The sequence below is a fragment of the Sporosarcina saromensis genome, assembly GCF_054901285.1.
Genome location: NZ_CM142738.1, coordinates 1,277,714 through 1,291,969 on the forward strand (window position 1 = coordinate 1,277,714; position 14,256 = coordinate 1,291,969).

The 14,256-nt window shown below is 40.6% G+C and carries 11 protein-coding genes; 9 read left to right on the forward strand and 2 right to left on the reverse strand.

Translation table 11 applies throughout. The features are described from left to right. The first annotated feature begins 309 nt into the window (after positions 1–309). A complete protein-coding gene (gene rlmD, locus ACVHUV_RS06350) occupies positions 310–1,719 on the forward strand; it encodes a 23S rRNA (uracil(1939)-C(5))-methyltransferase RlmD (RefSeq protein ID WP_462086462.1) in 1,410 nt (469 codons plus the stop codon). A gap of 176 nt (positions 1,720–1,895) precedes the next feature. On the opposite strand, the gene ACVHUV_RS06355 is transcribed toward rlmD, so the two are convergent. Beyond that, positions 1,896–2,837, reverse strand: a complete 942-nt coding sequence (locus ACVHUV_RS06355; RefSeq protein ID WP_462086463.1) for a GGDEF domain-containing protein — start codon at positions 2,835–2,837, stop codon at positions 1,896–1,898. 18 nt (positions 2,838–2,855) lie between these two features. Beyond that, positions 2,856–3,656, reverse strand: a complete 801-nt coding sequence (locus ACVHUV_RS06360; protein ID WP_462086464.1) for an alpha/beta fold hydrolase — start codon at positions 3,654–3,656, stop codon at positions 2,856–2,858. A 331-nt stretch (positions 3,657–3,987) separates the two neighbouring features. Between ACVHUV_RS06360 and ACVHUV_RS06365 the strand changes: the two genes are divergently transcribed. From ACVHUV_RS06365 to ACVHUV_RS06400, 8 genes are all read left to right on the forward strand, one after another. Beyond that, complete coding sequence (locus ACVHUV_RS06365) at positions 3,988–4,434, forward strand: hypothetical protein (protein WP_462086465.1); 447 nt, start codon at positions 3,988–3,990, stop codon at positions 4,432–4,434. 80 nt (positions 4,435–4,514) lie between these two features. Then, complete coding sequence (locus ACVHUV_RS06370) at positions 4,515–4,952, forward strand: cell wall hydrolase (RefSeq protein ID WP_317944070.1); 438 nt, start codon at positions 4,515–4,517, stop codon at positions 4,950–4,952. A gap of 587 nt (positions 4,953–5,539) precedes the next feature. Then, on the forward strand, positions 5,540–6,412 hold the full coding sequence (locus tag ACVHUV_RS06375) for a response regulator transcription factor (RefSeq protein ID WP_462086466.1): 873 nt from the start codon (positions 5,540–5,542) through the stop codon (positions 6,410–6,412). Next, entirely contained in the window at positions 6,409–7,500 is a 1,092-nt protein-coding gene (locus ACVHUV_RS06380) for a HEAT repeat domain-containing protein (protein ID WP_462086467.1), read from the forward strand. Before ACVHUV_RS06375 ends, ACVHUV_RS06380 begins: the two co-directional genes overlap by 4 nt. A 2-nt stretch (positions 7,501–7,502) precedes the next feature. Further along, positions 7,503–8,927 carry a glycosyltransferase family 2 protein gene (locus ACVHUV_RS06385; RefSeq protein ID WP_462086468.1) on the forward strand — a complete coding sequence of 475 codons (1,425 nt, stop codon included), beginning with the start codon at positions 7,503–7,505 and terminating at the stop codon, positions 8,925–8,927. After that, positions 8,924–12,112 (forward strand): hypothetical protein, encoded by a 3,189-nt coding sequence (locus tag ACVHUV_RS06390; RefSeq protein WP_462086469.1) that lies wholly within the window; start codon positions 8,924–8,926, stop codon positions 12,110–12,112. Before ACVHUV_RS06385 ends, ACVHUV_RS06390 begins: the two co-directional genes overlap by 4 nt. A 48-nt stretch (positions 12,113–12,160) precedes the next feature. Further along, entirely contained in the window at positions 12,161–12,511 is a 351-nt protein-coding gene (locus ACVHUV_RS06395) for a DUF2200 domain-containing protein (RefSeq protein ID WP_462086470.1), read from the forward strand. 196 nt (positions 12,512–12,707) lie between these two features. Further along, positions 12,708–14,147, forward strand: coding sequence for an NAD(P)H-binding protein (locus ACVHUV_RS06400; protein ID WP_462086471.1), 1,440 nt, complete (start codon positions 12,708–12,710; stop codon positions 14,145–14,147). The last annotated feature ends 109 nt before the right edge of the window (positions 14,148–14,256 follow it).

The window sequence follows — 14,256 nt, forward strand, 5'->3', positions numbered from 1 at the left end:
TGTAAAAATTTTCGTTTCACTGGAATTTTTACTCTGCAGTATGGCGGATACCGGTAGATGCTAAAGGGGTCAATGCTTGAAGTCCCCCGCCCAAAGCAGGGCATCTTGCGTCCAATCCAGCCCCCTGCATCGAACTAGAACCACACCTGCCCTCACCAAGCAAAGTCCACTCAAGAATTTCACCTGCGCATGTTCATAGACCATTATTTTCGTTATAATAGCAAAGCGTGTACTTGTTATGTACAGTAGAAGCTGTAGGGAGTTTAGACAAATACTGCGTGAATTGATTGTTGAAAGGGGAAGTATTCCTTGACTGAAATAAAAAATGTAACACTTGTTGCTGAAATTGATCATGTAGATGATAAAGGAAACGGCCAGGCTGTCATCTGGCGTGAAAGTGATAAAGGGAACAATCCACGGAAATTAAAGCTGACGATACCACAGACACTGCCTGGAGAGTCTGTAGAAGTTGTTGTGGACAATCCAGATAAGCGGAGACGAAAAGTGATGCCGCAAGAAATTCTAAAAGCCAACCCTGACCGGACGGATGCCCCTTGTCCACACTTCGAACGTTGTGGTGGCTGTGTCTGGCAACATTGGTCGTATGCAGGGCAATTGAAGCATAAAACCGTAAAGGTGAAAGCGGCCTTGAGCGGTGAAGGGCTGGATCCTGAACTTGTTCGAGATACAATTGGAATGGACGATCCGTGGCATTATCGCAATAAAATGGAATTCACCTTCTCGCCTGAAGGAGAGATCGGGCTCCACGAACAAGGGAATTTCCGCAAAATCATCTCACTTGAAACGTGTCTTATCGCAGGGAGAAACATGGTCGATGGCATGTTGGAAGTGGGGAGTTGGGTAAAAGAGTTTGGCCTGAAAGGGTATGACAAAGATGCGCACGAAGGACTTCTACGCCATTTGATGGTACGTGAATCGTTTGCCACAGGGGAAATGATGTTGGCGCTATTTGCGACCGAAACACCAGATGGTGAATTGGCGTTCGCAGTCGAAAACTTGGTGGAGCGGATTACGAGCAAGTTTCCGAACGTTAAGAGTTTACTTTGGCTCGTCAATACGGATTGGGCGGACCGCACGCAATCTGAAGATACCCATCTGCTTGCTGGTCGTGACTTCATCTATGATGAAATGGCAGGGTACCGTTACCGTCTATGGTTCGATACGTTCTTCCAAACGAATCCTTTGCAAGCACAAAAGCTAGTTGAACTCGCATTGGAAATGGGCAAGCCGCAAGAAGATGAAAAGATGATCGACCTGTTTTGTGGTGTCGGTACATTTTCATTGCCTTTTGCCGCGCGCGTAAAGGAATTGGCAGGTATTGAAATTGTTGAAACGTCAATCGAATCTGCAAAACGAAATGCTGTCGATAATGATTTACACAACACGACATTCCTCGCTCGAGATGCACGCCATGGACTCGACGAGATGCATGAGCGATTCGGATTTGCTGATATCCTCTTAATCGATCCACCACGTTGCGGGGCGGGCGGTAAAGTAATGAGAAGAATTGGCCGCGCAAAGCCTAAACGGATTGTATATGTATCATGCAAGCCGGAAACATTTGCAACAGACGTAGCAGAGTTATTGCCGTTCGGCTACACGCTTCAAACCGTGCAGCCAGTAGACTTGTTCCCGCACACTGTCCATGTGGAGTGTGTGGCCTTGCTGACATTAAATGAAGAATTGATTGAGGACTAATGAGAAAAGGGAAACTGCCGACTACGGAGTTTCCCTTTTTGCTGTTTAGAATACATGTCTTTATGGAGGTTGTCGTGGTACTCGTAGCCGAGGTGTATCAACTTTATTGTTCCAGCTTCAGAAAAAAATTAGTAGAGAAAATTGCTTTAATGCGCTATATCCTTCATTGAAGCAACTTACAAATACGTAACGCGATCTCGGCCGTTCCGCTTAGATTCATAGAGCGCATCATCCGCACGGGTGAACAAGCTGTTTGCATTGTCGTCTTCCCTAAAAGGCGTAATGCCAAGTGAGATAGTTGCTGCAATACTTTCCCACGGTGACACAGCGACATGCTCGCGAAGCTTTTCTACAAGCGCAACAGCTTTATGAGGATCAGGTTCATAGAGAATGATGGTAAACTCCTCGCCGCCAATTCTTGCAAGGAGATGTGGTTTTTCAATCATCGTTCGCATTTTATGCGTCAGTTCCACGAGCACTTTATCCCCTATAGCATGACCGTAAATATCGTTCACTTTTTTAAAATGATCAATATCCAAAATGGCCAAAGAAAACCCTGGAAGCTCCTTCGCCTGCACACGCTGCACTGCCAATGCCAGTTCTTTTTGGAAAACGCGTCGATTATATAAACCTGTTAGCTCATCATGAGCGGCAAGTTTTTCAAGCTCTGTATTTAGCAATTCAAGCTCGCGTTGTTTTCTCTCCACGTCCTCCAGAAGTGCAAGCAATTTTGCGTTTGCAAGATCGGTTTCTTTCTGAATGCGTTCGGCGTTTTTCCGTGCAGCAAGCATTTGCGCTTCGTATTCATTTCGCGTATTGATTTTCACAACAATTCCTTCATATACGCCATTCCGCTCGTTAACATTTACGAGCACAGGAATTGTATGACCTTCAACTTTAAAATTCAAATACATTTCCCGTACTTGGTGATGGATGGATATGGCGGGTAAGAAATACGTTTGAAAATAGACACGAGAAGGCAAGGTAAGCAAATCTTGGAAATGGACTGTGTGCTCTAGCTTTAAAACGGTACGAAGTGTCTCGTTCATTTCAATAATTTCTAAGTCTTTATTGAGCACAAAAAAACCACAAGGAGCAAGATTAAGTTGTTCATCCATTGAACGTCCCCTCCTAGCTTAGCGAATGAAACGACGAATTTCTTCGATTGTCTCTTCAGGTTCGCTAATGTGTGGATTATGGCCTTTCGCTTTTTCCATAATGACCAATTCACTATCTGGAATTTCCTTCTGTAGAAATTCTGCTACTTCTAGTGGAACAATGGCATCTAACGTCGTTTGCAAGATCAGTGTTTTCACAGGAATATTGTGCACATCTTGGCGGTGATCCGAATAGAAAGTGGCTTCTGCAAATTGACGAGCAATTTGATGGTCATTTGAATAGAGCAGTTCCTCAAACTCTGCCACTAATTCAGGTTGATTTGGAGTATCCATAGCAACAGGTGCTAAGTATTTAGTCCATTCTTTATAATTCGTTTCCATCATGTCCAATAGTTCGTGGATATCCGATTCGTCGAATCCGCCATTGTAATTTGGTTCATTTAAATAATGGGGAGAAGGTCCGATCATAACAAGTTTACCGATTAAGTCTGGACGTTTAATGGAGACTAATCCTCCAATCATACCGCTGACAGAATGGCCGACGTACAATATCTTTTCCAATTCAAGTGCATCACAGACGTCAATTACATCTTGTGCATAGCCATGCAAGTTGCTGTAGCGAGTTGCATCATAGGCCGATTTATCACTTCTACCTGAGCCAACGTAGTCAAATACCACGACTTGATAGTCAGTTTCAAAAGCGGGAACAATTCTATCCCAAACGGATTGATCACACCCAAACCCGTGTGCAAAAAGAATAGTCTGTCGACCAGCTCCACTGATCCGAACATTGTTGCGTTTTAAAATAGTTGATTCCAAAACTATCACCCTTTCTTTGATAGGATTCTATCAATCCCTGTTGAATAAATGCAATCTATTTACTGCATATATCGGCAATCAGGTAAAAAGTTTAGGAATCAATGTGTCTAATGTCTAAAAAAATTATAGAAACCTTGCAATATCAAAGAAGGAAGTAACGTTTTTAACGAATTACAAGGAGTATGTAGAAAACTGTCGAAAGAAAAAATACAAGAAATTATATTTCGTTTAGTAAGCGGAATAATCTAAATTGTTTTGGTGCCTGTCCCCTAAATAATTAAGAAAATTAAAAATATAAGAGTTTAGTTGGTATGAAAGGTTGGGAGTGTAGGTGTTAGTAAGTATATTGATTGTGATAGGGATTGTGCTTTTTATTGTTATAACTGGAATTGTTTTATTGATGAAGAAATATAAGAAGGAGTCAACGAGCAAGGACTGGTATGAGATGTTTCAATATGAATTTCGGTCTGCTGATTGCCGACATGAAAAGCAAATAAAGTTGACTGAAATTGACTGGAAATTTGCGTTTACAATGAAGAAAGAGAAGAGCGTTACGGTGGCAGCAGGACCATTATCCAAAACGACTCACCGCGCACACTACCGATTATTTTGTGAGGAATGTGGAGAGAAGCGTTGGTTTGAACATACGAATTCTGTTTTGGATCACAAAGATTTGTTCCGTTTGCGCATAAAATATTTAGCGGTGGTTGCTGGCGTAATTATGCTAGCTTTTATCATCACGATGACTGTCATTTTCAAGTTCATTGTTAAAATCTGAGTGTAAATGGACGCTCTTCTGGGAGTACGATCAGCATCGAATTGCACCTCCTTTCATATGCTATAGTTGGAGGTGGCAAAATGCCTAGAGTCAAATACCGAGATGCGGATGTCGATGTCATGGCGAGGATGATGCGAGCGGAAGCTGAAGGCGAAGGAAAGCAAGGTATGTTATACGTAGGAAATGTCATTGTGAACCGCGCTGTCGCCAACTGTCTAGATTTTAATGATGTTCGGACCATTAACGACGTCATTTTTCAAATACAAGGCGGCAACTATTCTTTTGAAGCTGTTCAAAAAGGGAATCTATTTTACCAACGCGCAAGAAATGTTGAGAAGAAATTAGCAAAGCAGAACTTGGATTATTGGAGAGTGCAGCCGGCTAAATATGCACTTTGGTATTTTAATCCTTACGCACCATGCCCGCCAACTTGGTACGGGCAACCGTTTACTGGACAGTATAAAAATCACTGTTTTTACGAACCAGCAGCCGGAACGTGCGCAAGTGTCTATAGCTGATGAGTAGCTAGTTATCCAGTTCCGATTAAATAAGTGTAAGTAAACATCTAAGAGTCGTAATGAATTCTAAAGAGGAGTGATTCCCCTTGCTCGTTTATGTCCGAGCGGGGGAATTACTTTTTAATAGTAGTCTTCCCTACCGAGGATACTTATCAAGAACTGGGCATAGCATTGTAAGAACCTTATACCTCTAATAGTGACTTGGTGGGTGGAGAATTAACTCTAGCCAAGAAGGGTAAGAAGTCTGGTTCTCGCAGAAAAGGTTGCTGAGTAGATCATTTTATTGAATATAGTTAAAGCATTACTCACGTATGTAGTCTTGCGTGAGCTTTTTTGGATGTATGGAATAAGACAGGATTAGTGATTGCAGAATACTTATAGGTTGAACGCATGTAATTTTTGTTAGAGTACGGTATTTATGCATGCTATAGGGATAGTACAGTTTGCGCATATCAGTAAAAAGAAGATTAAATAACTAGAATGCATAGCGGAGATTACTATTTTTTTATTAAAAAACACTGAATCGTCATACTAAAGGGTATGGAGAGGTATTAGCGCTTTTTTAAATTTTTATGGGGGGAATTGCAATGGAAGTCAATAAATTTTCAAATGTGCTAGAAGGTCCTTTCCTTCAGTATGTTTTTGATTTACTAAGAGCCAATGTTCTTAGGGATCGACAGACAATGTCACTTGTACTTTTGAAAGAAGAAACCAAGAATTTATCTTTTATAAAAGATGTGAAAGTTAAATTACAAGAGTTTATGAGGGATCAGGACGTATTGTTTGCAACGGCTCATCCAAACGAGATTGGTATACTGCTACCGCATAGTGGTGCAGTAGAAGCCTCTGGTTTTCTCCAACGACTTGAAGAGAATTGTAAGCACTTTAAAATTGTGGAGAACGAAAGTGTATTTCAGGCGGTTATTGTGGAGATTTTTCACCCGGAGCTGACACTGGAAGGAGCTCTTGCAATATGCAGGAATGAAATGGTAGAAACTAATGGAATGAAAAATGACTGTATTCACGTAATTCATGCACATTCCGGTTTTGATAAACCAGTCACAACTGTGAAAGTAAGTATCTTAGACGAGGATAAGTTGTTCAGGGATTTTTTAACAATGGCGATTGAACGTGTTGAACTGAAAGAGGTCAACTTACAAATTCGGGATTTTGAAGATGGATTATCGCTGCTTCAAACAGATTGGGTGAACTCTTGGCATCCACACCTCGTCATCATGAGCGATATTTTACCTAAAAAGAACGGACTTGACGTGTTACATACATTAAGGGCAATGCCGAATGAAGAAAAATTCACAATTTTAATGATGACGCGTCGAAATACTGAAGAAGATATGATCTACGCATATGAAAGTGGAACAGACGGATACCTAGTAAAACCTTTTAATCTCCGATTGTTTGAATCGCAGGTAAAGCGGTTGTTAGGTGGGATTTGGTCATGATCGGTTTACCAATCGAATGGATTATCCTGCTTATTGTTGCAATGTCCTGTGTGCTTGTCGTCTTTATATTCTATTTGTCGATTGTGAGCTACCGAGACAGTAACAGGAAAGAACTTTCTGCCAACTATCTAACGGTCAATAGAGAGAGATGGTATGAATACCTACGAGAAGATGACATATGTGATGATCAGTTAATTCCCAAAAACGTTGCGGAAATAACAGCAATTGAGGAGTTATTCCGCTCAGTAGCAAATAATTTAAAAGGCAAAGATTTGGACAGAAGAATAAGCCGATTTGCGAATCGACGCTTGGCAGAGTTCTATAAACAAAAGCTCAAAAGTCGTAATTGGGGAGAACGAATAAATGCATTAAACAGAATCTATGACTTTAATATCTATTCATTAGATCAAGAATGCAGGTCCCGACTTACTAATAAAGTTAGCAGCGAAGAATTATTTTTGTTGTTAGTCATTGAATTGAAATTTGCTTCTGAAAAGTTCTTAGACAACCATCAACAGAGGCTTCAGCGATTAACCACAAATGACTTAAAAGAACTTTTTTACAGTATGCCAGAAGAGGTCTTCAATGAGATATTATCATTAAAAGAACACCTACATCCAAATGTTCGATACGCGCTAGCTGATGTAATCGGGATGAAAATGGATCGACTCCATACACAAGCATTAGAAGACTTATACAAAAGTGAAGATGATGAATTGCGTATTCGAGTAATTAGAGCCTTCAATACGCTCGCTGCAGTGCCGGAAATAGGCATTCTTGCTAAAGCAATCACATCCAAACAATGGCAGGAACGCTATCAAGTGGCACAAATGCTTCGAAATATGCCAAAAGATCAAGCGAACCAATACGTAAAGCAACTCATAAACGACAACGTATTTCTTGTTCGTGAGAGTGCACAATCATTTCTGGGGAATAAAACAAGCTTCCAACAACCTAATTTAGACATATATAAGCAAGTTGCCGCTAGTGTAGTAGAAAGTGAGAGCCTATCACACGTGAACACTCAAACTCGGATAAACGATCAGTCAGATGGCTCGATGTCGTCACATTGGAAGGGGGGCGATTGATTATGCCGATTATTGAGGCAGGGATGCACTTTTTCGGAAATATTATATTTCTATACATGGCTACTGTCATCATTTCTTACAGCATCATGTTTATATTGGCATTTCGAACACTGCGAAAGGAGCGAAGTCTGGATCGCAGAGAGTTGGATAGCCGCTTCATTAATGCTTTCTATTCCAAACCTGTGACGATACTTGTCCCTGCATACAATGAAGAAACGGGAATTTTGGCGACAATCCATTCATTGCTAAGCCTTGATTATCCACAAACTGAACTGCTTATTATTGATGATGGCTCAAAAGATCGCACGGCTGTAGTTGTCATTCAACAATTTCGTATGAGAAAAGCTGAAAAACATATTGATCCAAAATTAAAAACAAAAAACGTAATAGAGATGTATCAATCTGAAATCCATCCAAATCTTTGGCTAATTCGCAAAGAAAATGGCGGTAAAGGAGATGCGCTGAACGTTGGAATAAACTATGCGAGATATCCCTACTTTTGTACGATAGATGGAGATTCTATCCTTGATAATAGTTCATTACTTCGGGTGATGAAACCTATTATCATGTCAGATGGCAAAGTGATTGCCGCTGGAGGTAATGTTCGGATTGTTAATGGATTAGACGTAGAATATGGTGCCGTTTCGGCAGTCAAACTATCAGGACGACCATTTGTCGTGATGCAAATTGTTGAGTATTTACGGGCATTCCTGATGGGCAGAATTGCGCTTAGTAAGTACAATCTCGTACTTATTATCTCGGGTGCATTCAGTGTTTTTTCAAAAAAGATGGTAATACGAGCTGGTGGTTTCAGTACAACGACAATTGGAGAAGATATGGAGATTGTTGTAAAGCTCCAACGTATGTTAAAGGAAGAAAAGCTTGATCATCGAATTGAATTTGTTCCTGATCCCGTTTGTTGGACAGAAGCACCTCAGACACTATCGGTGTTACGAAAGCAACGCCGACGTTGGCATCAAGGTTTGCTTGAGAGTTTATGGACTCATCGTAAAATGACACTTAATCCTAAATATGGTGCTGTAGGCATGATATCTGTTCCTTATTTTTGGATTATAGAATGCCTCGGACCTGTTATTGAACTTGCTGGTTACGCTTATGTTGTCACCGCTTTTTTCCTTGGAGGTATTTACTATGAATATGCAGTTTCACTTATGCTTTTACTAGTGCTGTATGGCACTGTGTTTTCAATGGGGGCGGTTTTGTTGGAGTCTTGGAGCTTGAGGACCTTTCCAAAAATGCGCGACGTTTTTAAAATGATGGTGCTAACGTTAACTGAAGTCTTTTGGTATAGACCATTGACATTGATTTGGCGTGTTGAAGGCTTGATCCGTTCTCTTATGCGCATTTCATCATGGGGAGAAATGGAGCGTGTTGGAGCGACAGTTTCGAAGGAGGTTCGAAAATGAAAAAAGTGTACCTACTAATTTTTACTTTCCTCGTCCTCCTTTTACTACCATTCTTGTTATGGATTGTTGAGAAGGAAAAAGATTTGACGGTTGCTATCATTGACAAAACGGTAGCAGATGATTCGTATCGTGAACATCTTGGTGTTACATGGGTATTGAATCATTACAAAGTGAAAAACGATAACGGGAAACCTTTTCGTGCTTCGAGGGATTATTATGGAGTGATTCCGCCTGACAATGGGGGCAGCGAGGTAAGCAAAAAGCAGTTGCCCGAAAGTTACGATTCAACGGATGTTATCTATATAGCGGATACATACGGCGTATTTGAAGATGATATAGGGAAAGACGTTGGGGATAGATATGGCGCACGATCTGCAAAAATTATTGGTGGACTAGAAGAGGATGAGTGGGCAAATATTGTAGAACGAACAACTTCAAAAAAGCCATCTCTTCTACTAGCAGAGTATAATACATTTGCCTCTCCTACAAATGAGAACGTTCGTAAACAGGTGACTAAGCATTTAGGAATCGAATGGAAAGGTTGGAATGGAAGGTATTTTGACAATCTTGATTATCGAGAAAATAAGGAAATACCACAGTGGGTAATTGATGAATACGAGGGAGAATGGGCATATACTGGTGGTGGTTTCTTGCTCGTCAATGACTTGGATGGTTCAGTCGTTGTCCTTGAGGATGACAAGCATTTAAATGAAGATAGCGTCACTATGACATTTACGGAAAAAGGTGAGCAACGGTTAGGTGTAAAAGGATCACACAAGTATACGTATTGGTTTGATATTGTTACTGCTAGACCTGGAGCAGACGTGCTTGCAACCTATGATTGGTCCTTAACGGATGAAGGAAAGCGCGTGTTAATTGAACATGGGATTCCAAATGAATTTGCAGCTGTTGTCAGAAAAGCAGAGGGAACATCTGAAAGTATCTATTTTGCAGGTGATTATAACGATGTGCCAACTGTTCCGAAAGTCTATCAGTTGAAAGGTTTGCCTCATCTATATAAAGCTTTATATGCATTTTCAAATGAATCATTTTTTTGGTCTGCATATGTCCCTATGATGAAAGGTGCTTTAGATGGATTTGGTATGAATAAGGATTTGACTGTTAAAATGGATAATGAAAATACGATTCAAATGACTTCACGCATTAACAATGAACGGATGGAAATAAAAGTAGACGGTACTTGGCAGCCAATCACTGTGAAAGGCGTTAATATTGGAATGGCGAAACCTGGAACATTCCCTGGGGAAGCTGGTATTGAAGAAGGGGAATACTACAGGTGGTTTGAACATATTGGGAAGATGAATGCAAATACGATTCGAGTATACACGTTACATCCACCAGCATTTTATCGAGCACTTAAAGCGTACAATGAAACGCAGGAGCAACCTATTCATGTCATGCATGGCGTATGGATAAATGAAGAATCGCTTGTCGAATCACTCGATGCTTTTGAGGAAACTAACCTAGAGGATTTCCGTAATGAAATGAAACGATTGACAGACGTTATTCATGGGAATGCAGACTTGGAAGCTCGTCCCGGGCATGCATCAGGTGTATACGATGCAGACATTTCCCAATGGGTAAGTGCTTGGATGATTGGTGTGGAATGGTATCCATTTATGGTTGAAGGAACGAATAACACACATGCTGGCATTGGTGAGTATACTGGTACGTATTTTGAGACGAAAAATGCAAATCCATTTGAATACTGGCTTGCAGAACAGATGGATTACCTCGTGACCTATGAACTGGAAACCTACCAGTCGATACGGTCGATGAGTTTCACGAACTGGGTAACAACAGATTTATTAGAGCATCCTGCTGATTCTTCAGAAGGAGAAGACTTAGTAACGGTCGATCCGAACAATATCTATGTGAAAAATGAAATGGAGAAAGCGGGTCAGTTTGCATCCTACCATGTGTATCCCTACTATCCTGATTTTCTGAATTACGAAAAAAAGTACTTGGAATATACGGATTTTAGAGGCGAGAAAAACAGCTATGCGGCTTATTTGAATGAGCTTCATAATGCCCACCGTCTTCCAATCTTAATTGCTGAGTTTGGCATCCCAGCCTCTCGTGGGAAAACGCACGAAAATCCGTTTGGGTTCAATCAAGGATTCATGTCTGAAACGGAACAGGGTGAAGCTTTAAAACATCTTTATGAAGATATCCTTCACGAAGGCTTAATGGGAGGATTAGTCTTTACTTGGCAGGATGAATGGTTTAAACGGACATGGAATACGATGGAATATGACAATCCAGACCGTAGACCGTATTGGTCAAATGCTCAAACAAATGAACAACAATTTGGATTGCTTAGTTTTGATAGGCTGAAGATCAAAGTAGATGGCACGATTGATGATTGGAAAACAGAGGCTTTTTATGACAAGAACGACGGGATTATGAAAAAAATGTTTGTCGACTTTGATGAACGCTATTTGTATATTCGTCTTGATCTAGATGAAAGTCAAGTGGCCAATGGAGATTATCCAATCATTACACTTGATACCGTCCCAGCTCAAGGGAATCATAAAATTACAAGTATCCAAGACATAAGCTTTGAGAATGGGATGGAGTTCATTGCTAAAATAAATGGAAATCAGTCTAGACTTATGATTGATCCTTTTTATGATCTGTACCATTACTTATATGGTAAGAAACTTGAATTGATAGAGGATGTTGTCCGAAGGAATGATACAGGTGAATTTATTCAGATTGAATATGTCCTTAACAAACCGTATTTTATTCCAAATGAAAACCGGACTGTTCCTTACTCATCTTATGAAGCAGGGAAATTAAAAGAGGGGAACGGTAATCCGGAGTCAAAAGAATACAATTCTTTGTCGGACTATTCGTTTGTGGAAGGCAAACTGGAGTTAAGAATTCCATGGTTACTTATCCAATCAAAAGATCCGAGCCAAAAAGAGTTTTTCGGAAACATTGCTGCACAAGGTGAACAAGCAAGCATTATTGTGGAGGATATAGGAATTGGAGCTATTATGGTAGATGCTTCGAATCGGGTGATAGATTCGTTTCCACAAAAAACGGGCAATAGGATTGGACAGTTCAAGCGGTTTACATGGGACAATTGGGAAACTCCGCTTTATAAAGAACGTTTAAAACAATCCTACTATATTATGCAGGAAGTTTTTAAGGAGTAATGAAGCTTAACATTTACCTTATATGAATTATGATTGAAGGAGGCTATCATGACCAAACACAAAATCTACACAATGCCATTTGCTGAAGTCTATCCGCATTACATTGCAAAAGCGGAGAGAAAAGGGCGGACAAAGGCTGAAGTGGATGAAATTATCTGTTGGTTAACGGGCTACCAGCAGAAAGAAATGAATGAACATCTAGAGAAAAGAACGGACTTTGAGACGTTCTTTGCGGAAGCTACACAAATGAACCCATCTCGTGAATTGATAAAAGGTGTTGTTTGTGGCATACGTGTAGAAGAAGTAGAAGAGCCGACGATGCGGGAAATCCGGTACTTGGACAAACTGATTGATGAGTTGGCGAAAGGGAAGAAGATGGAGAAGATTTTACGTAGTTAATGGAATAACCGATTCAACAACAATCACTTTTCTTGTTACGCCCGAGGAAAGTGATTGTTTTTTTGTTACTATCAATCAAGACTTATTCTCCGGTTAGGAGGTATAGTTAATGAGCTATATAAATGGATGCTTAAGTTTTACGACATGATCCGCAGGGTAGTTGAATAGTTAACTGATATGAACGGGGGGAGCGTTAATGGGAGAACGAAAATTGGTCATTGCCATTGCGGGAGCTAGCGGATACATTGGCAGGAATTTAGTAAAACAATTAAAAGGTCACGCAAAGGTCATTGCATTGTCTCGTACTGACAATCACCATAAAAATACAGAAGATGTGGAATGGCGTTGTTGCGATTTGTTTTCGATGAAAGATGCGGAGAAAGGTTTAGCGGGAGCGGATATTGCTGTCTATCTTGTACATTCAATGTTGAAGTCTGCCCGACTCACACAAGGGTCATTTGAAGATATGGATGTCATTTTAGCTGATAACTTTGCACAAGCGGCAAAGAGACAAGGAGTTCAGGAGATTGTTTACTTAAGTGGCATCATTCCAAATGAAGATGAGAAGCATCTGTCGAGGCATTTGAAAAGTAGGCTAGAATGCGAAAGGATATTACACGCATATGGTGTTCCCGTAACAGCTTTGCGAGCAGGATTAATAATCGGGCCAAAAGGATCTTCATTCCCAATCCTTTTAAAATTAGTCAAGCGCTTACCGTTAATGATTCTGCCGAAATGGACAAGGTCACAAACACAACCTGTTGCATTGGATGATGTCCTCAGAGCGTTACGTTCAATACTTCTTGACTTTGAACCGAAGGAAAGAACAATTGACATTGGTGGTCCAGAAGTGATGACGTATAAGTCGATGATGGAACAAACAGCTGCAGTCCTAGGAGTGAAGCGTAAATTTGTCGATGTCCCCTTCTTTTCGTTAAATCTTTCTCGCTTATGGCTCACGCTTATTACACAGTCGTCAAAGGAAATGGTATATCCGTTAGTTGAAAGTTTAAAACATCCGATGGTTGTGAGTCCGAGAAATAAAGTTGACTGCATCAGTGAAGGGGACTTCACATTTATGGAAGCGGCAGCAGCTGCTTTACAAGGTGAAGCGTCCGAAAGGAAACATAATATGAAATCACCTAAATTTGGTCCTTTGAAACAAGATGTCCGTTCTGTACAGCGGATTGAGTTGCCCGATGGATGGTCAGCTGACCGTGTTGCACGCTACTATGTAAGATGGTTGGAAACGTTCCTAAACCCGTGGGTATTGACTTCTGTAGACGAGAATTTGAATTGCAAAATTGGATTCATTGGCAATCGGACATTACTTGAACTGAATTATTCACAAGAGCGGAGTACGGAAGAACGCGCATTGTACTATATAACGGGTGGCTTTCTAATGGATCCCAATGTCAACCAAAGAGGACGAATGGAATTTCGGAAAATTCCAGGTGCTCAAGAAGTAATCATTGCCATTCATGATTATTTGCCATCGTTGCCTTGGTTTATTTATTATATTACGCAAGCAAACATGCACGCTTTCGTTATGTGGCGTTTTCAACGTCATATGCATGCATTGTGCAACAGTCAACGTGCCATTGAAGGGACCAAAGATGTATTGATGATTGAATAGGATAGCGTTGAAATGCAAATTCATAATGTGACAGATAGTAAAATGCATTATCGAGTCTTACCCTAAAAATAGAAGCCGATGACCAAACAAGTGAAAAGGCTTGGTCATC